21 protein-coding genes are annotated in these 21435 nt (G+C 45.6%); 15 read left to right on the top strand and 6 right to left on the bottom strand.

Translation table 11 applies throughout. The features are described 5' to 3' along the window. Positions 1-246: 246 nt before the first annotated feature. Entirely contained in the window at positions 247-843 is a 597-nt protein-coding gene (locus tag BMZ71_RS11690; protein ID WP_086988839.1) for a helix-turn-helix domain-containing protein, read from the bottom strand. A gap of 253 nt (positions 844-1096) precedes the next feature. On the opposite strand from BMZ71_RS11690, the gene BMZ71_RS11685 reads away from it, so the two are divergent. Next, positions 1097-2740, top strand: a complete 1644-nt coding sequence (locus BMZ71_RS11685; RefSeq protein WP_086988840.1) for a phosphoenolpyruvate carboxykinase (ATP) — start codon at positions 1097-1099, stop codon at positions 2738-2740. A gap of 102 nt (positions 2741-2842) precedes the next feature. On the opposite strand, the gene BMZ71_RS11680 is transcribed toward BMZ71_RS11685, so the two are convergent. Beyond that, a complete protein-coding gene (locus BMZ71_RS11680; RefSeq protein WP_086988841.1) occupies positions 2843-4681 on the bottom strand; it encodes a sensor histidine kinase in 1839 nt (612 codons plus the stop codon). Between the two features lie 97 nt (positions 4682-4778). Between BMZ71_RS11680 and BMZ71_RS11675 the strand changes: the two genes are divergently transcribed. After that, positions 4779-5489: a response regulator transcription factor gene (locus BMZ71_RS11675; protein WP_086988842.1), complete on the top strand. Its 711-nt coding sequence runs from the start codon at positions 4779-4781 to the stop codon at positions 5487-5489. A gap of 2 nt (positions 5490-5491) precedes the next feature. On the opposite strand, the gene citG is transcribed toward BMZ71_RS11675, so the two are convergent. From citG to BMZ71_RS11660, 3 genes are all read right to left on the bottom strand, one after another. Further along, complete coding sequence (gene citG, locus BMZ71_RS11670) at positions 5492-6364, bottom strand: triphosphoribosyl-dephospho-CoA synthase CitG (protein WP_306298098.1); 873 nt, start codon at positions 6362-6364, stop codon at positions 5492-5494. Further along, positions 6342-7052 (bottom strand): GntR family transcriptional regulator, encoded by a 711-nt coding sequence (locus BMZ71_RS11665; protein ID WP_086988843.1) that lies wholly within the window; start codon positions 7050-7052, stop codon positions 6342-6344. The genes citG and BMZ71_RS11665 overlap by 23 nt, the downstream gene beginning before the upstream one ends. A 130-nt stretch (positions 7053-7182) precedes the next feature. Then, entirely contained in the window at positions 7183-8526 is a 1344-nt protein-coding gene (locus tag BMZ71_RS11660; RefSeq protein WP_086988844.1) for a CitMHS family transporter, read from the bottom strand. A gap of 399 nt (positions 8527-8925) precedes the next feature. On the opposite strand from BMZ71_RS11660, the gene BMZ71_RS11655 reads away from it, so the two are divergent. From BMZ71_RS11655 to BMZ71_RS11610, 10 genes are read left to right on the top strand one after another with little or no spacing between them, the layout of a single operon-like run. Then, entirely contained in the window at positions 8926-9252 is a 327-nt protein-coding gene (locus tag BMZ71_RS11655) for a hypothetical protein (RefSeq protein ID WP_093234146.1), read from the top strand. Between the two features lie 16 nt (positions 9253-9268). Then, complete coding sequence (locus tag BMZ71_RS11650) at positions 9269-9661, top strand: acetyl-CoA carboxylase biotin carboxyl carrier protein subunit (RefSeq protein WP_086988845.1); 393 nt, start codon at positions 9269-9271, stop codon at positions 9659-9661. Between the two features lie 25 nt (positions 9662-9686). Continuing rightward, positions 9687-10808, top strand: coding sequence for a sodium ion-translocating decarboxylase subunit beta (locus BMZ71_RS11645; protein ID WP_086988846.1), 1122 nt, complete (start codon positions 9687-9689; stop codon positions 10806-10808). Between the two features lie 26 nt (positions 10809-10834). Next, entirely contained in the window at positions 10835-10963 is a 129-nt protein-coding gene (locus tag BMZ71_RS15465) for an OadG-related small transporter subunit (protein ID WP_086988847.1), read from the top strand. A 24-nt stretch (positions 10964-10987) separates the two neighbouring features. Further along, entirely contained in the window at positions 10988-12016 is a 1029-nt protein-coding gene (gene citC / locus BMZ71_RS11635) for a [citrate (pro-3S)-lyase] ligase (RefSeq protein WP_086988848.1), read from the top strand. Then, complete coding sequence (citD, locus tag BMZ71_RS11630; protein WP_068624828.1) at positions 12006-12314, top strand: citrate lyase acyl carrier protein; 309 nt, start codon at positions 12006-12008, stop codon at positions 12312-12314. The genes citC and citD overlap by 11 nt, the downstream gene beginning before the upstream one ends. After that, on the top strand, positions 12302-13189 hold the full coding sequence (citE, locus tag BMZ71_RS11625) for a citrate (pro-3S)-lyase subunit beta (RefSeq protein ID WP_086942137.1): 888 nt from the start codon (positions 12302-12304) through the stop codon (positions 13187-13189). Before citD ends, citE begins: the two co-directional genes overlap by 13 nt. A 2-nt stretch (positions 13190-13191) precedes the next feature. Then, positions 13192-14724, top strand: a complete 1533-nt coding sequence (gene citF, locus BMZ71_RS11620; protein WP_086988849.1) for a citrate lyase subunit alpha — start codon at positions 13192-13194, stop codon at positions 14722-14724. Further along, positions 14717-15274: a citrate lyase holo-[acyl-carrier protein] synthase gene (gene citX, locus BMZ71_RS11615; RefSeq protein WP_086988850.1), complete on the top strand. Its 558-nt coding sequence runs from the start codon at positions 14717-14719 to the stop codon at positions 15272-15274. Before citF ends, citX begins: the two co-directional genes overlap by 8 nt. Beyond that, a complete protein-coding gene (locus tag BMZ71_RS11610; protein ID WP_086988851.1) occupies positions 15267-16661 on the top strand; it encodes an oxaloacetate decarboxylase subunit alpha in 1395 nt (464 codons plus the stop codon). Before citX ends, BMZ71_RS11610 begins: the two co-directional genes overlap by 8 nt. Before the next feature lie 60 nt (positions 16662-16721). Here BMZ71_RS11610 and BMZ71_RS11605 read toward each other — a convergent pair whose 3' ends face one another. Continuing rightward, positions 16722-17255, bottom strand: a complete 534-nt coding sequence (locus BMZ71_RS11605) for an acyl-CoA thioesterase (protein WP_177187603.1) — start codon at positions 17253-17255, stop codon at positions 16722-16724. Positions 17256-17470: 215 nt separating this feature from the next. Between BMZ71_RS11605 and BMZ71_RS11600 the strand changes: the two genes are divergently transcribed. From BMZ71_RS11600 to BMZ71_RS11590, 3 genes are all read left to right on the top strand, one after another. Next, entirely contained in the window at positions 17471-18799 is a 1329-nt protein-coding gene (locus tag BMZ71_RS11600; RefSeq protein WP_086988853.1) for a ferredoxin reductase family protein, read from the top strand. A gap of 155 nt (positions 18800-18954) precedes the next feature. Continuing rightward, positions 18955-19188, top strand: a complete 234-nt coding sequence (locus BMZ71_RS11595; RefSeq protein ID WP_086988863.1) for a cytochrome b5 domain-containing protein — start codon at positions 18955-18957, stop codon at positions 19186-19188. A 373-nt stretch (positions 19189-19561) separates the two neighbouring features. Beyond that, positions 19562-21325 carry a glycoside hydrolase family 3 protein gene (locus BMZ71_RS11590; RefSeq protein ID WP_086988854.1) on the top strand — a complete coding sequence of 588 codons (1764 nt, stop codon included), beginning with the start codon at positions 19562-19564 and terminating at the stop codon, positions 21323-21325. Positions 21326-21435 lie beyond the last annotated feature (110 nt).

Genomic DNA, 21435 nt, shown 5'->3' with positions numbered 1-21435 from the left:
GATCCATTTACAGGCGAAGAAGTTCGTAAGAGTAAAAAGAAAAAATAAGAGCCAGACCTTTAGGTCTAGCCCGTGACAGTAGTACAATTGGCGAACCATTCAGAGCCCCTTTAGGGGTTGGTTAGTAACAAAGGCTTTCAGCCGTAGAGCAAACCACCCGTGTGAACGGGTGGTTTTGATTTTGGCACGCTACTGGCGTTGTCCGATACTTGCAGGTTATCGGACAACCTTCTAATGGAACTAATCTCAGATCGCCATGCCCGTTCTCTTGAATGTGTTGAACTGATCACGCAATAAGGCACGCGTCAGGTGATCTTCAAATGTCACGTTCAGATTCGGCAGTTTTGCGATATTGTAGATGTCGTTTGTATCTTCCACTAGCACCCAATTGTTCAATACCTTCACGACGATGGAGGACAGCGGTTCTGCATGGCTGCACTTGAACAGCGTATCATCCACAAATTTTTTGAAAGGGTTGACCAACTGTTCTTCCGGCAGCATGTTCTCCGCCAAGTCCAAGGCATCATCCCGATAAATCGTGAATTCTTTCTCATAAACGGGAGGGGATTGTTTGATGAGTTCGTAATCCCGTTCCTTTATGTATGCCAAGGCATCCTGATAACCTTTGCGGTATTCCTTAGTGGATTTGATGCCGCTGTTCATATACGTTTTGGCTGCGATGACTTCTTCCAAAGAATCTTCAGGAATCAACCAACCCTCTTTGTTGCTGAATTTCACGGCATCCTTGATTTTTCCTTTGCGGATCCATCTGCGTACCATCTCTTCTGAATGGGTAATATTTTTTTTGCTGAGTATTTTGACTGCTTCGGCTACGGTAAGCACTATTCATTCCTCCGTTATTACTTGTTTAGTTGTATATATAGTAGCATTAAGCGTTCGGGATGTGGTGTCTCTTTTGTGTACTCCTAAACATAGTACAGAGAAAAAACACTAATAAAGTGCTTTAAGCGCGATGTAACAGGTAAGTGTTTTTTTAGTGTTCAAAACATCAAGCACATCATAAGTACACCTCAATTTCGGTACAAACACAGAAAAGCATACTATAATGAAGTCATCAAAATTACGGAGGTCGAGTATGGCAACAATTGAAACGTACCAAAGATCTGCATTGAAGAAAACCAATCCATTGTTAACTAAATTAGGCACAACAGTCGAAACGGCTTTCTACGGCAGCAATATGCATGAAGTGACGACACTTGCCGAAGCCTATGAATTGGCGAAAACATCCCCAGGGGTCATCGTAACCGACCTTCCCATCAAAGAGACTGCTAAGTTGGGCCTGCCTGAAGACGCCAAAGTGCTTGTCGAAAACGGCGGCAAAATAGTTGGACGGACCGCTAAAGCAAGAAGGATCGTAGGCGAAGATAAAGCGGAAGACGAGCAATTGATTGCGATAGTCCGTGACGTCATCTACCAGAACCGCACGAAGAAATACCACCAGACTACTGGCTATGTCGGCTTGGATGAAGAATTCATCATCAAAGCGCACATCGCATTTCCGGAAGGTAACGAAAACAATCTTTACTCCTGGTTGTTGAATTTTCAGTGGGCCAATGACGCGTACAATGAATTGTACGCGCATTCAAAAAAATATGAAGAAGGGGATATTTATATCTATACGGATCCCGACTGGCGCCATCCCGATTATCCGCTGGGTCTGGCCTACTTTGAACCCGATCATAACGTCGCCTGCATTTTGGGCATGCAGTATTTTGGGGAATTCAAGAAAGGCACGCTATCCCTTGCCTGGGGTACTGCGCATCGCAACGGCTATGCTTCCTGCCACGGCGGCCTGAAAAAATTTGTGTTGGAAGACAAGAAGCGCGTCTTTGCTTTCTTCGGCTTGTCCGGTTCAGGAAAGTCGACACTGACGCATTCGAAGCACAGCGGAAAGTACAAAGTGAAGGTGTTGCATGATGATGCCTTCATCATCGATCTGCTCGACGGTTCATCGATTGCATTGGAACCGGCATACTTCGACAAGACCCAAGACTATCCAGCAGATCATCCGGAGCAGGAATATTTCCTGACGGCACAGAACGTAGGCGTGACGAAGGATGTGGACGGAAAACGGGTATTGGTGACGGAAGATATCCGCAACGGCAACGGCCGTACCGTCAAGTCCCGTTACGTGACGCCAGACAGAGTGGACAAGTTCCATTCGGCGATTGAGGGCATCTACTGGATCATGAAAGATGACTCTCTGCCGCCGCTCGTCAAAATCGAAAATCCGATCCTTGCTGCCACTTTCGGAGCAACATTGGCGACGAAACGGTCGACTGCGGAAACCGCCAGAAAGGGTGAAGACAGAGACCGATTGGTTATCGAGCCTTATGCCAATCCGTTCCGCGTCTACCCGTTGATCGAAGATTACGAAGATTTTAAAGCCTTGCTGAGCAAAGAGGCGGTGGACTGCTACATCATCAACACCGGCGCTTTCCTGAATAAGGACATCACCAAAGACATCACACTCGGCGTGATCGAGAGCATCGTCGAAGAGACAGCCACATTCAAACCTTTCGGTGACGGGACCGGCTTGGCGTACTTGGACGTGCCTGGCTATGAACCACCGCTTCAAGACGAGAATTACAAAAAGCTGGTCAAAGAACGGATGACGATGCGGATTGAGTTCCTGCAGACGTTCAACCAAGAACATCCGGACTTCCCGCTTCCGGATGAAGCCATACATGCATTTGATCAGATTGTCCGATCTTTGTAAATACCGCCAGGTCGATTGCGTACTTTTATATGAAAAGAAAAAACCAACAGCAACTCCCATGCAAATCAGGAATATTGCTATTGGTTTTTATTTGTTTTCGTGTCAGATTTTCTGCAGGGGAATATTGACGAGGACGGTCAACCCTTTTTGGGATCTGTCCAGTCTGACCTGCCAATCATATTTGTCGGCGATGGAAGAAACCACAAACAATCCTAACCCGGATCCGTTGTTGCCTTTTGTGGTGAAGAAGGGATCGAACAGGTTATTGCTTTCCAAACCTTCCGCGATTCCAGGGCCATCGTCTGTGATGGACAGGACAACATATTCTTTTTCTTTTGTCACAATCGAGCGCTTCTGCAAATCGGCATTGCATTCAGCATCCGCTTTTTTCAGCCTGATTGAGACATTTCCTGGGCGCGTGTCGATCGCTTGGAAGGCATTTGTGAGCAGGTTGTACAGCACCACTTGCAAGTCCTGCTTGTCAAAGCCTTCAACCAAGATGCCAGAATCGATGTCACTCACGACTTTGATGCTCTTCGGCGTCAAGATCGTGATTTCGGCAATGGTGTCTTTGAGCACTTGTGAAAGGTCATACACAGTATCTTGCTGTCCTTCGCTGACCTTGGAAAAACGCAATACGTTCGTAGAAAGATCCTTGCCTTTTTCCGCGGCAAGGTAGATTTCTTTCAGTTCGCTGACTAACTCTTCATTCTCGGCATAGTCTTCCATCAGCAACTGGGCATTTCCCAGGATAGGGGTCAAGAAATTATTCATGTCGTGAACGATGGTCGTTGTCAAGAGCCCGATTGCTTCCAGTTTACTTTCTTTCAATATCCGCTTTTCCAATCGATGGCGCTCATTCTCAAATTTTTGTTTTTCGATGAGACGTTGGCTTGCTTCGTAGGCTTGATTCTTTTTGTTGTAGCCCCTGATCAGAAGAATGAAAATGAGAATTATAGAAGAAATCAGTAATAAGAGGCTCAATAATATATAATTGTTTTGTATAGGAACACGGTTGTGCTCGTAGAAATCCGAGTTCAGGGCGATGACCCAATGGGCTGCTCCGATGTCGATCCACTCAAAGGCACCCAGTTTCAGCACCTTAGTCGGATTTTCTTCATCCCACCAGTAGGAATAATAGCTGAGTGTTCCTTCTTCTTGAGTGAGTTGGGCTTCCTCCAGACGCCTCAAATCGGAAAGATCCAGATCCGGAAACTGTTTCTGACGGTCGGAGATGATATCAAGTCCGACTTGGCTTTCGACCGGATGAATGACAACTTTCATATCGGCATTCTTCACCAAGGGATAGCCGCTATAGTCGCTGGTGTCGCTGAATATTTCCGCCTTGAATATGTTTTCCAGGTTCAAGGGTGAGACGAAGTAACCCGTGACTTGTCCATCTGAGTCTACGGCGGGAGAATAAAGATTGACGAAGGATTGATTTTCCAAAAAATATTCACTGCTGTTTTGGATGTAGGCCTCATTGTCGCGTAAAGATCCGATATAAGGGTCCTCTTGCAGATAAGATTCAGCACGATCTTCTGGTAGCTCTTGAACGAAGCCGTCTTTGATTTGCCATGCTTTCGCGAAAGCGCCTAAGCTGTCAAGTTGGATCAACAAATTTGTTTGATCTTCATGAGAACCCAAGTAATCAGCGATGAGTGTTTTTTTGTCGAACTCACCGAGCTGCGTTTCCGGCTGGTCTGCTGAAGCCAACTCATGGGATAATTGCTGAAGCGATAAAGAACGATTTTCGATGACTAGTTTCAGATTATTGGTCACATAATTCAAGGTCTGCATCAGTTGTTCCTGACCGCTTTTCTTGGCATTCTGTTCCACGGTGTAGAAGCTGCCCGTGATCGTGATCAAGGTAATCGCGATGATGATGAATAACCCTGTCAGGATGATGTTGATGATACGGGTCGTCGGTTTGTTTTCCATCGTAAAAGCCCTTTCTTAAAACTGCATAGTAGCAAAATAACCACTTGACAAAACAATGTTCTGCTTGCGAAACTAGAGAACATTGAGGAGGAAAAATATGAATAATCAAAAAATACTCGTCGTTGATGACGATATCTCAATCCGGCGGCTTATTTGGAAGTCGTTGCAATCAACGGGCGTTCTTATTTACCAAAGTGATTCCATCGAAAAAACACTGGACATCATGACCCGTGTGACTTTTGACCTTTTTCTGTTGGATATCAGTCTGGAATATGAGAATGACGGCTATCATCTGGCGCAGCTGATCCGCGCTGACTACCCGTTGACCCCTATTATATTTATAAGCGGCAAAAAAAGCGAGACCGATATTATAAATGGTCTCGAAACGGGAGCGGACTATTATATTACGAAGCCTTTTTCGCCTAATCTTCTGCGGGCTCAAATCTTGAGTACGTTGCAAAGAATGAAGACTATCCAGTCACAAAAAACAAATCCAACCAGCCGTGTTCTCAAAGTGGGCGATTTTACTTTCGATAAAAATCTGTACCAGTTGCAGAAAAGAGGGCAGGATATTGCCCTGTCATCGAAGGAAATCCAATTGATGCTGTTTTTCCTGGAAAATCCGAATCAAGTTTTTTCGAAGGAGCAGATTTATGCGAATGTCTGGAATGATGGGGAAATAGACAATAATCTGATCATGGTATACATCAGCTACTTGCGCAACAAAATCGAGGATGACTCGAAAAAGCCGCGCTATTTGAAGACTGTCTGGGGTATTGGCTATACGTTCAGCCCCGAAGGTGAATAAGCTCAGAATAAATTCTCCAATTTTGCAAAAAAGATACCTAAAGATAAAAGATCGGCAGCTCCGCCTGGGCTCAAGTGTCTTTCTATCAATACCAGGTCATAGCTGTACAGCAACTCTTTCAGGTTTCCCTCGTGCGAATCTTGCAGGAGTTGTTTTGTTTCCGTTTTGACTGTCTGCCAGGCGCTGATGCCTCCACGGTGGATGATGTTGCCATCTTCGACTTGGCTCATCAACAGGAGCAGCGCCTCCAACAACAGATTCTCTACTGGCTGACCTTGATTTGCTCTTAAAAATGGCAAAATCAGTTCACTCAAGGCAGGGTAGCCGGCTTCGGCTTCGCCGCGGATGCCGGTGATACCATAGCTAAGGTATAATTTTTCTCCATAGGTCAAGGAGGTTTTGGCAGCGAGATCGGCAAAATCATCCGTAACCAAGCCGCGACTCATTTCTTGGGCATAGGAGAGCACTTCTTGTGTATCATTTTGTGTGAAAGGAGGCTGTAGACCACGACCGATGCATGCACCTGTTGCCCCCAAAAGTACAGCGAAAGAGAAGTTGGCCCCTTTGTGCGTGTTGATGTTTTTAGTGGCGGTCAGCATCGCTTTTTCAGCATGAACGCCCATTGAGCGGACTTTATGAAATAACTCTTTTTCGGTCCCTACATGCTCCATGCCTAATTTTACGTATTGGTACAGGTAAGGGCTCAGGCTGACGATGCTGTCCATAAAAGTGAAGAAGTCCATGTCTGAGTGGGCACCGTTGTTGTTGCGATCGACCAGACCGGGTTTCGGAGTCAATGCAACTTCATAAAGGAGTGCTTTCTCGGCTTGTCCGGCAATTTCGATAAGCAACTCATTCATTGGTTTCAAAGTCAATTTTACGTTTCTCCATTTCTTTGACGATAAATTTCAGCGAGCGGTCCAAATGTTCATACGTTATGAGTTGGATCTGTAAGGCATCTTGCGTCTTCATACCACGATAAATCAACCAGTGCTCTGCTAATGCAAAGTCGCGTCGTTCTTTTGAACTGATCGAGATGTCCCTGAAGTACATCAAGTATTCCGAAAGCTTCAAAACGATGGATTTTAGTCGTTGCATCTGACTTTTATCGTATATGAATTCATTGAATTCCAAAAATTTCTGCTGCAATTCTTCTACTTTATCCTCTTGATTCAGCACTTCGCAATGTTCCAAATGCAGGCGCATCGCTTTGAAATCTTCGGCTGTCATCAGCTTCATGGCTGTTGTGGTAGCAAGGGTATCCAACGCTTTGCGGATATCGTAAATTTCGTACGCATCTTTGATGCTGATTCCTTTTACGACGACGCCGACTCCGGGAACATGCTTCACTAAATCTTCTTCGGTCAATTTTTTCAGAGCGTAACGGATAGGTGTGCGGCTGATGTTCATGTTCTCGGAGAACTCTTTTTCATTGATGCGTTCTCCAGCTGGAATTTCACCCAAAATGACAGTTTTTCGGAAAGCCTCGTAAATCAGGTCTTTAAGCGGCATATTTTGGCTAAGGTCTAAATTTTTGCTGACTGCTTTGATTATAGTGCTCATCTTTTTCCCCTTCATCCTATTATTTTTTGGTTAACTGTTGGTTAGTTCTAAATGAGAACGATTCCTTTTATACTAAAAAGCCGAGCAGAGTCGCTCGGCTTTCCATTCCTTACAAGGATTATACGTGTCTTTATTGCGGGATGTAAAGCGGCATTTGGCCGAACAATACGATTGTCACTAAGAAGATAACGAAGATTCCCAGCGCGTATTTCGCAGATTCTTTCTGCCAAGCACCCATATCCAATCCAGTCAAACGAAGCAACAGGTAGATGAATGCTACCAATGGGCTCAACAAGTGGAACGCTTGACCCATCAGGGAAGCCAAAGCCATTTGCATGTTTGTGAATCCGTAAGAGCGACCAGCTTCCGCCAATACAGGCAAGACACCGAAGTAGAAGCCATCATTGGAGATGAAGAAAGTACCTGGTGCAGAGATAAGGGCGATGATGATTCCCCAGAAACCAGCCAATTGTTTAGGAATGATTGTTGCGAAGCTTTCTGCCAAGGCAGTAGCCATTCCGGAACCTTGGAACAAGCCCATGAATACGCCAGCTGCGAATACTAGGATAACTACTTGAACAGCGTCGCCGCCGTTTGCGCCGATACGGGAAGATTGGTCTTTAAGAGCAGGATAGTTGACCATCAAAGCGATACATGTACCAACCAAGAACAACATCAATGGTGGCATTGAGATAGCTTCGATAAATGATCCAGCAACCAACCAAGCGATCAGGCCGACTGTAAGGATGGCATTGAATACGAAGTTTTGCGGACGACGGATTTCTTGGGTTTCAGGGTCTGTAACAGTAGTCATTTCATCGATTTCTGCATCAGTCAATACTTTAACACCTAAGCGAGCGCGTTCTTTGCGGCCCATGTGCGGCGCAACCCAGAAAGTAACATACAGTAAAGCCAATACCATACCAGGAGCAAGGTAAGAAAGGATGCTTGCATCAACTTCCAGAACAGCCATTGCACGAGCAGTAGGACCGCCCCATGGAAGCAAGTTCATGATTGTGTTTTGCAGGATTACCAAAACAGCAAGGTTCATCAAGTTCATATTCAGTTTCTTATAGATAGGAATAAAAGCTGAACAGCAGATCAATGTTGTTGTAGTACCATCACCGTTTAAAGATACAGTTGCTGCAACGACTGCAGTTGCCATCAATACCTTCATCGGATCGCCTTTAGCGAAGTGAATCATTTTTTTAGTGATAGGGTCGAATAGACCAGTATCCAACATGATAGAGAAGTAAAGAATAGCAAACAATAACATGATACCTGTTTTAGAAGTTGTCGTTACACCCTCCAAAACAAATTCACCGATATTTCCAGAGGTAACACCCGTTGCCATAGCGATGAGCGTAAAAACAAGCGGGATGATAACTAAAGCGGTAAACGGTGACAATTTCTTTTTCATGATTACGAACATGAAGATCGCGATCATTGCATAAGATAAAACTGTAAGTAACATTTTTTTCTCCTTCCGACTATAAAAAAGTTTTTTTGAGAGGGCCCGATCACTTCGGTATTCATGCTATCAAGTGAACCTATTCACATTTTTTCTAATTTAAAAATCCCAAATATGATAGGGCTGGCTCTCTAAGAGCAATAATAGTTACTTTGCAAGTCAATTGAAAGCCGTTACTTTGAAAAAACACGAAAAACACACCTTATTTGAAGCGCTTTCTTAAATGCGACTTAACCAAATATTAAAAAAGTCTTAAACGGGTGAAAACGTTGATTTGGCAACGTTTTGGGTGTTTTAAGGTTTTTGAGAACATAAAAAAAACAATAATAAAGGCGTAATGGTCTGTTTTTAATGAGAGAAATTTCTATAATGGGATTAAATCCATAGAAAGGACGTGAGAAAATGTTTTTTTTCAAAGGTTTCTTTGGGAAGAAGGACACAATAGTACCAGTGCCAGTACAATCAGCAACTGTCTCTGCAAATGCACCCGTGAATGATCTGATAGAAATTCCAGCTTTTGTACCCACTGATCCGAATGAATATGAATTAGTAAGTGTCATCGCGACAGCAATCGCTGCAGGAGATCATCCTAAATCGCAGTTTGTGGTAAAGAATATTATGAAGCGTAATCCCGAGGCTCATCTTGTTTCGCTGATTTCCGCAAGCATTGCGGCAGGCACCATGCCTGAAAGTAAATTTGTCGTAAAAAAAATAAGTCAGGTTAAATAATAAGGAGGAATTATAAATGTTAAGAAAATTCAAGATTGCAATCGATGGTAAAGAATACTTAGTGGAAATGGAAGAAATCGGTGGCGTACAACAGCCCGTTCAAGCACCAGTTGCAGCAGCACCGGCAGCTCCAGTAGCGGCACCAGCAGAACAAGCAGCACCAGCACCAGCAGCCGCGCCAGTTTCAGCAGCTTCAGGAGACGCAATGACAGCACCGATGCCAGGAACTATCCTGAGACTGTTAGTGAACATCGGCGACGAAGTAAAAGAAAACCAACCATTGATGATCCTTGAAGCAATGAAGATGGAAAATGAAGTTGTTGCAAATCATGCTGGTAAAGTAGCCGGCATCCATGTGAACCAAGGTCAAGTCGTAAATGCCGGCGATGCATTAATCACAATCGCATAATTTTTTATTAGGAGGAAGTGAATAAATGGAAACACTATTAGCAGGAATTACATCCATTACGATTGGCCAAATCGCGATGATGCTTATCGGGGCTGTCCTGATATATTTAGGAATCAAAAAAGAGTATGAACCTACATTACTTGTGCCTATGGGACTGGGTACCATCTTGGTCAACTTCCCTGGGACAGGTGTTCTGACCCAAATGGTCAACGGATCTGAATCAGAGGGTGTTTTGGACGTTCTCTTCAAAGCAGGTATCAGCACGGAGCTGTTCCCATTGCTGATTTTCATCGGTATCGGAGCCATGATCGATTTCGGTCCGCTGTTGCAAAATCCATTCATGTTATTATTCGGTGCAGCCGCTCAATTCGGTATCTTCTTTACGATCGTAGTCGCTATCTTCTTCGGATTCGATATCAGAGAAGCTGCTTCAATCGGTATCATCGGTGCTGCTGATGGCCCGACAGCCATCTTCGTATCCAACCAGTTGGCGCCTAATCTACTGGGACCGATCACGGTTGCCGCTTATTCCTACATGGCGCTTGTTCCGATCATCCAGCCGATCGCCATCAAAGCTGTCACAACCAAAGCAGAACGTCGCATCCGCATGACTTACAAAGCGGAAGGCGTATCCAAAATGACGAAAATTCTTTTCCCGATCATCATTACGATCGTTTCCGGTTTTATCGCACCAATTTCCCTTCCGTTGGTAGGGTTCCTCATGTTCGGTAACTTGTTGCGCGAATGTGGCGTGTTGGACAGACTTTCATTGACTGCCCAAAATGAATTGGTCAACATCGTCAGCATCCTGTTGGGTCTTACGATTTCCGTCAAAATGCAGGCTGATCTGTTCTTGAATTTCCAAACACTGATGATCATCGCTTTTGGTTTGGTTGCCTTCATTATGGATACAATCGGCGGCGTATTGTTCGCAAAACTGCTGAACTTGTTCAGAACCGAAAAAATCAATCCGATGATTGGTGGTGCCGGTATTTCCGCCTTCCCGATGTCAAGCCGTGTTATCCAAAAAATGGCTACTGACGAAGATCCTCAAAACTTTATTTTGATGTATGCTGTCGGTGCGAACGTATCCGGACAAATTGCATCTGTTATCGCTGGTGGTTTAGTACTTGCCTTCTTTAGTTAAGAAGGTTCATTGAAAGGAGAATTATTATGGTATATGATCCAGAAGCTTTAAAAATTGCATTTGAATTGATGATTTTCGGTATGGGCGGCATCTTCCTGGTGCTATTCCTTTTGTATGTTGTATCGATTGTATTGATCAAACGTTTTCCAGCCTAAAAATAAAACAAAGAAGGCTTATCTATGTATGAACTGAAAAGAATCTGGATAATGCGTGTTCCAGCGGACAAAAAAGCTTGGGAAGATTTATTGGTCTTAGGCGGACTTGTCCCGGACGAGCAAGTCGACTATACAGTAGGTCTCTACGACCGAAACAAATTAGTCGCTACCGGATCGACTTATCAAAACATCATCAAGCTAGTCGCTGTCGATCCAGAGTATCAAAGCGAAAATTTATTGACAAAGATTGTGATGGCTTTATCTTCCAAGCTTCACGATGAGGGCATTATCCACTTCTTTTTGTATACGAAGCCCTGCGTGGCGGTTTCCTTTGCTTCTCTTGGCTTCAAAGAAATCATCCGTACAGACACGATTCTCTTTATGGAGCAAGGTTCTCCCGATTTTTCGGATTACTTGACCTTGCTTAAGGGTCTCAAAAAGAATGCCGATCATGCCGGAGCCATCGTCATGAATGCGAATCCGTTCACCAAAGGTCATTTGTACTTAGTCGAAACGGCTGCTGCGCAAGTGGATGTTCTCTATCTTTTTGTGCTGTCCGATGATCGTTCCGAATTTTCGACGCAAGAGCGATCAATGCTTGTAGAGGTGGGCACACAGCACCTTTCAAACGTAGTCATTCTCCCGACTAGGGATTACCAAGTGTCATCCGCTACTTTCCCATCCTACTTTCTGAAGGATCAGGCGGTAGAAAGCATAGCCCGCGTACAGGCAACGCTGGATGCAACCTTGTTCAAGGAGAGGATTGCGCCTGCTCTCCAAATCAAAACGCGCTTTGTAGGGGAAGAGCCATTGTCCCCCGTTACTGAGGTATATAACGAGAGCATGCGTGAGATTTTTTCTGACACACTTGCCCTTAAAGTCGTTCCTCGGATCGAACTGGATGGACAAGTCATTAGTGCTACACGTGTACGAAAAGCATTGAAAGAAGATGATTTCCAAACAATTAAAAAACTTGTACCACCCACAACTTATAATTATTTGGCAAAAAATTATGGAAAAGACAAATTTAGAGGTGAAAAAAGTGGAAATTAAAAAATATGCAGTAGCAGGAACGACTGAATCAAGTGACATCATGATCGTCGTAGAACCTAGCGATAACAATGAAGTTGCAGTGACACTGAATTCAAGCGTTGAGAAACAGTATGGCGATCGTATCGAGGAAGTCATCATCGCAACACTTAAAAATCTGGGCATCACAAGCGCGAAAGTATCCGCTGTCGATAAAGGCGCTTTGGATTGCACAATCGAAGCACGAACAGTAACGGCCATTCACCGTGCTGCTGAAAAAGACGACTACAACTGGAAGGAGATGGACTCATGGAACGTTTAAGAAGAACTATGATGTTTGTCCCTGGCGCAAATGCTGCAATGCTTAGGGATGCACCTCTATATGGCGCCGATTCAATCATGTTTGATTTGGAGGATGCTGTTTCCCTGAAAGAAAAAGATTCAGCCCGTACTCTAGTGCATTTTGCATTGCGGACATTTGATTACAGCAAATCAGAAACAGTTGTGCGTATCAACAGCTTGGATACAGTCGGGAAATTGGATATCGAAGCGATGGTTTTGGCAGGCGTGGATGTTATCCGTCTTCCAAAAACGGAAACAGCGCAAGACATCGTTGATGTAGATGAAGCGATCACTGAAGTCGAAACAAAATACGGTATCGAAATCGGTAGAACCAAAATGATGGCCGCCATCGAATCCGCTGAAGGTGTACTGAACGCCCGCGAAATCGCCAAAGCATCCACTCGCTTGATCGGGATTGCATTAGGCGCTGAAGATTACGTAACCAATATGAAAACAAAACGCTACCCTGACGGACAAGAATTATTCTTCGCAAGAAGCTATATTCTTCACTCTGCCCGTGCAGCCGGCATCGCAGCCATCGATACGGTCTACTCTGACGTTGAGAACGTGGGCGGATTCGCTCGCGAAGTCGAGCTCGTCAAACAGCTTGGTTTCGACGGCAAATCCGTGATCAATCCGCGTCAAATTCCGATCGTAAACCATATCTATGCACCAACAGAAAAAGAAATTCAACATGCTAAAGAAGTTATTTGGGCTATCAGAGAAGCTGAAGAAAAAGGTTCAGGCGTTATCTCCTTGAAGGGTAAAATGGTCGATAAACCGATCGTTGAACGTGCTGAACGTGTGATTGCTTTGGCTAAAGCCGCAAAACTTATTAGCGAGGAGGATATTTAATCATGACTGTCAATAAAGTTGGTAAAGATATACCTGAAATGTATGCTGCGCAATACGGTGTTTTCGATGGAGAATTAGCGAACATCAAAGATTACCAAGAATCCACCCGTAAGATCCATCCGGTGAAACCGCGCGACAAAAAATTGCTTGGGAGTCTTCGCGAAGCAATCGAAAAAACAGGCTTGAAAGACGGCATGACGATTTCTTTCCATCATCATTTCCGTGAGGGCGACTTCGTCATCAACATGGTAATGGATGAAATCGCCAAAATGGGCTTCAAAAACCTGACGATTGCACCAAGTTCGATCGCCAACATCCACGAACCGTTGATCGGACACATCAAAAAAGGCGTTGTCACAAACATCACATCAAGTGGTTTGCGTGACAAAGTCGGTGCTGCCATCTCTGAAGGCATTCTGGACAACCCTGTTGTCATCCGTTCCCATGGCGGCCGCGCAAGAGCGATTGTACGCGGAGATATCCATATTGACGTCGCTTTCCTTGGCGCGCCAAGTTCCGATGAATACGGCAATGTGAACGGCTCCCACGGTAGAACAGCTTGCGGATCATTGGGATACGCAATGGTGGATGCGAAGTATGCGGATCAAGTAGTCGTCATCACTGACTCATTGATGCCTTACCCGAACACGCCGATCAGCATCCCTCAAACGGATGTGGATTATGTGGTTTTAGTTGATGCGATCGGTGACCCTGAAGGAATCGCTAAGGGAGCAACCCGCTTCACGAAAAACCCTAAAGAGCTTTTGATTGCGGAATATGCTGCAAAAGTGATCACGAACTCACCATACTACAAACAAGGATTCTCTTTCCAAACCGGTACCGGCGGCGCTTCGTTAGCTGTATCGCGTTTCTTGAAAGAAGCGATGATCAACGATAAAATCACAGCGAGCTTTGCTTTGGGCGGCATCACGAACGCGATGGTTGAACTGCTAGAAGAAGGCCTTGTCGAAAAAATCATTGACGTGCAGGATTTCGACCACCCGTCCGCTATCTCATTGGGCAAAAATGCGAACCATTATGAAGTCGATGCGATCATGTATGCATCACCATTAAGTAAAGGTTCTGTCATCAACCAATTGGATACAGCTATTTTATCTGCTTTGGAAATCGATACGGACTTCAACGTGAATGTCATCACTGGTTCCGATGGTATCATCCGTGGTGCTTCCGGCGGTCACTCTGATACAAGTGCTGCCTGCAAGATGAGCTTGGTCATCTCGCCGCTGATCCGTGGACGTATCCCGACAATTGTTGATACGGTAAACACGGTTGTCACACCTGGATCTAGCGTTGATGTGGTCGTTACCGAATTAGGTATCGCCATCAACCCAGCCAGAGAAGATCTGATCAAACACTTCAAGACATTGGATGTACCTCAATTCACGATTGATCAACTGAAGGACATCGCGTATTCCATCGTTGGATCTCCAGATCCGATCGAATACGGCGATAAAGTCGTTGCTTTGATCGAATACCGTGATGGCACGATAATCGATGTGGTAAAAAATGTCTAATACAGCTCTTTTTACAGAAGGAGAACGCGTTACGCTAGCAGAAATGTTGGCGGTGCGTGAAAAACGCGTCGCCATCCAACGGGAATTATTGAGCAGCCAGAAAGAGGACAGTCTCTTGATGGCGCTCATGAATATCCCGGGCCCGATCAAAAACAATCCAAAGTTGGAAGCTGTCTTTACTGCAGTTTTGGAACGCATAGAAGAAGTATTGGGCAATGATCTGCCGCAAGCTTCCCTCTACCGGAATCTGAATACGGGTGCGGAGTATTTTATCCTATCGCCATTGACGCCTGCGCAACTGAAAGAAAAAATGGTGATGATAGAGGAGACGCATCCTTTTGGCCGTTTGTTTGATTTGGATGTCCTCTGGATGGAAGGCAATGAGTTGAAGAGCATCAGCCGAACCGCATTAGGTCTGAATACGAGACGCTGCTTCATCTGCAATCGTGATGCGAAAGATTGCGGTCGCAGTCGTCGTCACACTATAGAAGAAATGCAAGAAGCCATTTCTAAAATAATACAAGAAGGAAGTGACCAATTACATGACTAAAGAAATCCGTTTTATGGAAACGGTCTTGCGTGATGGTCAACAAAGTTTGATTGCAACACGTATGCCGCTATCGGACATGTTGCCGATCATCAAAACCATGGATGAAGCCGGATACCACTCCATCGAAATGTGGGGAGGGGCTACCTTTGATTCTTGTATCCGTTATTTGAACGAGGATCCTTGGGAACGTCTGCGCACGATCCGTAAAGAAGTCAAAAATGCAAAACTGCAGATGCTTTTGCGAGGACAAAACCTGTTGGGATACAAACACTATTCCGATGATGTCGTCAGCGCATTCGTTGAAAAATCGATCCAGAACGGAATCGATGTTGTGCGTGTCTTCGATGCATTGAACGACCTGCGCAACCTGAAGACAGCCATCGATATCACCAAAAAAGCTGGCGGCCATTGCCAGACTGCAATCTCCTATACAACCAGCGAATTCCACACAGTCGACTATTTCGTCGGCTTGACGAAGGAAATGGCTAAAATGGGCGCAGATTCCATCTGCATCAAGGACATGGCCGGCGTGTTGACGCCAGCCGTCGCCTATGAATTGGTCAGCAAAATCAAAGCAGCCGTTGATCTGCCTTTGGAAGTCCACACACATGCGACAAGCGGTATTGCTGAAATGACATACCTGAAAGCTGTTGAAGCCGGTGCTGATATCATCGACACAGCCATCTCTCCATTTGCAGGCGGAACAAGCCAACCGGCTACGGAATCCGTCGCAATCGCGTTGGAAGGTTTGGGCTACAACACTGGTCTTGATAGGAACAAACTTGCAGAAATCGCCGATCACTTTGCACCGATCCGTGATCGTTTCCGCAACGAAGGCATCCTGAACCCGAAAGTGAAGGACGTCGAGCCGAAAACATTGCTGTATCAAGTACCAGGCGGCATGCTTTCCAACTTGTTGAGTCAACTGACTGAACAAGGCCTGCAAGACAAATACGACGATGTATTGGCAGAAGTTCCGAAAGTGCGTGCAGACTTAGGCTATCCTCCATTGGTTACACCGTTATCGCAAATGGTCGGTACGCAAGCCTTGATGAACGTCATTTCGGGTGAGCGCTACAAACTTGTTCCTAACGAAATAAAAGAGTATGTAAGAGGTCAATACGGCAAACCGCCAGTAGCGATTTCTGCAGAAATCACGAAAAAAATCATCGGCAACGAAGGCATCACTACTGTGAGACCTGCTGACCTGATCCTGCCGCAAATGCCTACATTTGAAAAAGAGATCAGCCAATATGCTAAATCCACAGAAGACGTCTTGATGTACGCTTTGTTCCCGCAACAAGCAAAAGACTTCCTTGGACGCAGAGAAGACAGATTCTACGATGTTCCATTACAGACAATCGAAGTTTCCATCGACGTAATCTAAATAGTTGAAATGCAAAAAGCTCCAAGCCTACCTTATCGGTGCGCTTGGAGCTTTTTTGGATTATTTCTGGGCATCCCAAATCTGTTTGGTTGAAAGGCCAGCAAGCAGGCGGCTGTTCTGGTTGCGTTTGATCAGATTATTGGTCCTGCGCTCCTCGTATCCGGAACAGATCAGCTTTTCTTCCTCCGACTCGGGCTGGATCAGCGGCATCACAAAGTCCGGATCCGAGCTGTTGGTGATGACGAATGTCAGGAAGGCGTAAGCGCAGATGCGGCTTTCACCGGTGCGGACGTCGGTGGCAGTAAGTTTGGCGAAGGCTTCCACGGATGTGTTTCCACAGCCGGAAACGTAAGCCTCGACATAGATGGCCTCATTTTTCTGGACGGGCTGGATGAAAGCAATCAAATCTACGGTCGCGGTGAAAGAAGGGCGCTTGACGAAGTTGAACACCGCCCTGCCGCAGGCTGAATCGAAGTGCGACATGATTTCGCCGCCAAACAGGGTATCTTTATCGTTCAATTCGCTGTAGGACACGAAAGCAGTGCGTACGTTCCGCGTCTGGTTGCATGACAGTTCTTTTTTTGTAGGGTTCATATCATCATTCCTTGTTTGGATTATTTTTTTTATTGTATCACAGCTTTTGGCTTCGAAAGCTTCTTCCGATTGCTTTTGCATTTTTCGGCTGAGGGTTCTAATTTGTATCCGTTTGCATGACATTATAAAATGGACACAAGAGATGCATTTCTGCCGAAAAGGAATGCGGCTTGCATCTGTCCGCCGAAACCAGCAGAAGAAAAGAGGGTTCGCCAATGAACAGAAAACTGATGCGCATGCTGATTGTTGCCGCTTATATTCTTCTCCCTGTGCTTATCGCCGCAGTATCCCTCAGGAATAGGAGCTTCCTTTCCGCAGGTCCGCCATTTCTTGGGATTGTATCCTATACTTGGCTTTTGACGGGCGTCATCATTGCATCCCGTCCCAGGTTCATTGAATACTACTTCAGCTTGGACAAGCTGAATCGATTCCACGCCATCATGGCCGTCGTTGCGCTGGCGATCGGAATCACACATAAACTATGGGTGACGCTTCTCTGGGGCTGGGCATACCGCTATTCGACCATCTTCGGGGACCTGGCCATCCTCTTCTTTTTGACCATCGCTGTCCTTTCCGCTCTCGTCATGACGAACTGGTTCGGGCGAAAAAAAATCGTCAAAACGGCCAAAACTACCCTCAAAAAATACCCCATCGCCAACTACGAGAAAATGAAATTCGTCCATAATTTCAACATAATCGCCGCCAATTTTCTGGCTATCCATGTCTTGACCATGACCATTATTGTCCAGGGCGATTATCTTGCCGCCGCCATCCTAGGAGGCTACTTCGCTTTGGCTTTTAGCTTGTACATCAACCACAAATTCTTGAAGCCGATCAGACTCAAAAAAAATCTTTACACCGTCACCAGACCGGAAAAGGGCAACGTCCTGGAAGTCCATCTGAAGCCGGATAGTGGCGAAATATTCCCTTATCGAGCCGGGCAGTTTGTCTTTCTGCGCCTGTATGACCCACAGTATTCACCGGAAGAGCATCCGTTCTCGCTGATCAGTGCTCCGCAGGATCGGGATAAGGTCGCATTGGCCATCAAGGATTCCGGGGATTACACGCACCGCTTCCAAACGCTGCAACCGGGAGTCAAAGCGTCGGTTGAAGGCCCTCATGGCGGTATGTGGCATGTCCAGGAAGGCATTCACGATAAAACGGTGAGTATGGTCATGTTTGCGGGAGGCATCGGGATCACACCGATGCTGGGGATATTGGAAAACAGTGCATACCTTCAGTTCCCGAACAAGACGGTACTGGTCTGGAGTCTGAAAGATCGTAATGAGTATGGTTTCACTGAAAAATTGCAGGCGTTTAAGGAAAAGCTTCCGGATTTCCGTTTGGTGCCATTCTTTGCCAATGAGAGCGGCTTTCTCGATGAAGGAAAAATCGATAAGATACTCAAGGACAATGAAATCCGATACGAGGCAGCCGAGTACTTGTTGTGTGGACCACCGCCATTCATGAATGCGGTCGAAGCAGCTTTGCTTAAAAAAGGTATTCCCAAAGATCGCATCCATTATGAAACATTTGGTTTATGATGAAGGAGGAAACGAAAATGACTAGAAGCAAATGGAGCCTGATGCTGCAAGCAGGGATAGCTGGCCTGTTGTTAGTCGCATGTGCGCCTGACACTGTCGAAGACAGCGAAACAACGAGTTCCGAAAGCGTATCGGTCAGCAGTTCGGCCGCGGAAATGCAAACCTTCACGCTTGAAGAACTCAGCCAATACACCGGCAAGGACGACCAGCCTGGTTATGTTGCCGTCGATGGGGTAGTTTATGACGTCACAAACGTGGAAGCATGGAAAGACGGGGAGCATCAAATGGGATTGACTGCCGGCAATGAATTGTCGGAAGAGATCAATAGTTCGCCTCATGGCAAACAGGTACTTGAGGGATTGCCGATCGTAGGCGAGTTTGTCGAATGATTTTTTGGCGCACGTTTAGGCAAATAATATTCGGATATATAATTTGAGGCTGGGGTTTTGTCCCAGCCTCGTTTTCTATTTGGACGAATACTGTGACAAAAAAGTGACAAATTTTCAAGGCTTCTTTTTAGTGTGCAGGGGCTTTCTGAATCATTTCATAATTTTAAGAAATGGCTTCATGGAGAGGTTTCAAAGCGTTTTGAAAGCCTTATTTTATCCGTTATGGTTCGATGATTCAATTTTGAACAGAATCCGAACCTTTCAAAACAGGGTGAAAGTGCCTTCAATTTTTCTGATAAACTGCCTATACTTGTTCTTGAAGGAAAGACGGTGCAACTGTCTGTTCCAGAACTATTTTGAGAGGGGACAAATCATGAGAGTCGATTTAACTACTAAACCTTATAACTTGGATGCCGAGGGAATCAAGTGGGTCAAAGATACGATTGCAGGCATGTCTGTCGAAGAAAAAATCGGGCAACTGTTCATTAATATGGGTTCAGAACGCACGGGGGAATATTTGACTGGCGTATTGAACAACTATCACATCGGCGGAGTCCGCTACAATCCTGGTATGGCGGAAGAAGTTTACGAACAAAACAAAATTCTGCAGGAAAACAGCAAAATCCCGTTATTGATCGCTGCCAACACCGAAGCAGGCGGCAACGGCGCATGTAAAGACGGTACGTATGTCGGCGTTGAAGTGAAAATCGCTGCCACGAACGACACGAAGTACGCCTATGAAATGGGCCGCGTTTCCGGTGTCGAAGCTGCTGCTATCGGCTGCAACTGGAGTTTCGCTCCGATCGTGGACATCAACCGCAACTGGCGCAACCCGATCATCGCAACCCGTACATGGAGCGGCGATGTCGACAAAACCATCGCAATGTCGTTGGCATACATGAAGGGTATCCAGGAAAGCGGCATTGCACCAGCTGCAAAACACTTCCCTGGGGACGGAATCGACGAACGCGACCAACATTTGTCATTCAGCGTAAACCCATATTCCACTGAAGAATGGGATGCTACTTTCGGTAAAGTGTACGGCACTTTGTTCGATGCTGGTTTGCCTTCCATCATGGCTGGTCACATCTCCTTGCCTGAATACGTGAAATACTTCAACCCGGCAGCTACCGTACAAGAACAAATTATGCCGGCTACTTTGAACAAATACATCCTGACTGATCTGTTGCGCGACAAAATGGGCTTCAATGGCCTGGTTGTAACCGATGCCAGCCACATGGTTGCGATGACTTCCGCCATGAAACGCCAAGATATGCTGCCGACAGCTATCGCTGCAGGTTCCGATTTATTCTTGTTCTTCAACGATCCGGACGAAGATTTCCAATGGATGTTGGATGGCTACAACAACGGCGTCATCACGGACGAGCGTTTGGAAGAAGCTTTGACGCGCATCTTGGGCACAAAAGCTGCTTTAGGTCTGCACAAAAAAGCGAAAACAGAAATCTTGCCGACCAAAGAAGAAGCGATGGCTAAAATCGGCTTGCCGGAAAACAAAGCAATCGCAGTTGAAGTTGCCGACAAAGCAATCACTTTGGTCAAAAACAACCAAAATATCTTCCCGATCTCACCAGAAAAGACAAAACGTGTTCTTTTAGTCAACGTTGAAGGCCACAAAGGCGGATTCGGCGCAATGATCGGCGGAGAAGCTGTTCGCCCTGTCGATACATTGAAAGGTATCCTTGAAGCTGAAGGCTTTGAAGTTTCCATCTGGGAATCGACGGAAGAACGGATCAACAAATTGCCGGAAGAAGAAAGAGCCGCTGCCGTTGCGAACGTGTACGCTCAAAAACGTCCGATCAAAGATTTGATTGCGGCTTACGATTTGGTCATCAACGTGGCTTCGGTACAACCGAATACAGATCAACGCATCCAATGGCCAGCTTCAAAAGGGACACCGGACATTCCGTTCTATGTCCATGAGATCCCTACAATCTTTGTTTCTGTACAAGCACCGAACCATTTGGCTGACGTGCCGCAAGTACAAACATACATCAACACATACGACTCAAAAGACTTCACACTGCAAGCTCTTGTCAACAAGATGGTCGGCCGTTCCGAATTCACCGGAGTTTCTCCAGTAGATGCATTCTGCGGATTCTTGGATACGCGTTATTAATCGATAAGGAAAAACTTGGGACTGGGAAATAACTAGCTCCAAATAAAAAGAAACACAACAGAAACCAGCCTTTTTTTGACTGAGGATCTGTTGCGTTTCTTTTTTCGTTG

This window comes from Trichococcus flocculiformis, assembly GCF_900113645.1.
Taxonomy (GTDB): domain Bacteria; phylum Bacillota; class Bacilli; order Lactobacillales; family Aerococcaceae; genus Trichococcus; species Trichococcus flocculiformis.
This window is presented reverse-complemented; position numbering and strand designations above follow the sequence as displayed.

Coding starts and splice junctions, on each gene's coding strand:
- citE (WP_086942137.1), top strand. CDS start 12,302: ATGGAACGTTTAAGAAGAACTATGATGTTTGTCCCTGGCGCAAATGCT.
- citC (WP_086988848.1), top strand. CDS start 10,988: ATGTATGAACTGAAAAGAATCTGGATAATGCGTGTTCCAGCGGACAAA.
- BMZ71_RS11660 (WP_086988844.1), bottom strand. CDS start 8,526: ATGTTACTTACAGTTTTATCTTATGCAATGATCGCGATCTTCATGTTC.
- citX (WP_086988850.1), top strand. CDS start 14,717: ATGTCTAATACAGCTCTTTTTACAGAAGGAGAACGCGTTACGCTAGCA.
- BMZ71_RS11595 (WP_086988863.1), top strand. CDS start 18,955: ATGCAAACCTTCACGCTTGAAGAACTCAGCCAATACACCGGCAAGGAC.
- BMZ71_RS11650 (WP_086988845.1), top strand. CDS start 9,269: ATGTTAAGAAAATTCAAGATTGCAATCGATGGTAAAGAATACTTAGTG.
- BMZ71_RS11680 (WP_086988841.1), bottom strand. CDS start 4,681: ATGGAAAACAAACCGACGACCCGTATCATCAACATCATCCTGACAGGG.
- BMZ71_RS11610 (WP_086988851.1), top strand. CDS start 15,267: ATGACTAAAGAAATCCGTTTTATGGAAACGGTCTTGCGTGATGGTCAA.
- BMZ71_RS11665 (WP_086988843.1), bottom strand. CDS start 7,052: ATGAGCACTATAATCAAAGCAGTCAGCAAAAATTTAGACCTTAGCCAA.
- BMZ71_RS11655 (WP_093234146.1), top strand. CDS start 8,926: ATGTTTTTTTTCAAAGGTTTCTTTGGGAAGAAGGACACAATAGTACCA.
- BMZ71_RS11590 (WP_086988854.1), top strand. CDS start 19,562: ATGAGAGTCGATTTAACTACTAAACCTTATAACTTGGATGCCGAGGGA.
- BMZ71_RS11645 (WP_086988846.1), top strand. CDS start 9,687: ATGGAAACACTATTAGCAGGAATTACATCCATTACGATTGGCCAAATC.
- BMZ71_RS11605 (WP_177187603.1), bottom strand. CDS start 17,255: ATGAACCCTACAAAAAAAGAACTGTCATGCAACCAGACGCGGAACGTA.
- BMZ71_RS15465 (WP_086988847.1), top strand. CDS start 10,835: ATGGTATATGATCCAGAAGCTTTAAAAATTGCATTTGAATTGATGATT.
- BMZ71_RS11685 (WP_086988840.1), top strand. CDS start 1,097: ATGGCAACAATTGAAACGTACCAAAGATCTGCATTGAAGAAAACCAAT.
- citF (WP_086988849.1), top strand. CDS start 13,192: ATGACTGTCAATAAAGTTGGTAAAGATATACCTGAAATGTATGCTGCG.
- BMZ71_RS11675 (WP_086988842.1), top strand. CDS start 4,779: ATGAATAATCAAAAAATACTCGTCGTTGATGACGATATCTCAATCCGG.
- BMZ71_RS11600 (WP_086988853.1), top strand. CDS start 17,471: ATGAACAGAAAACTGATGCGCATGCTGATTGTTGCCGCTTATATTCTT.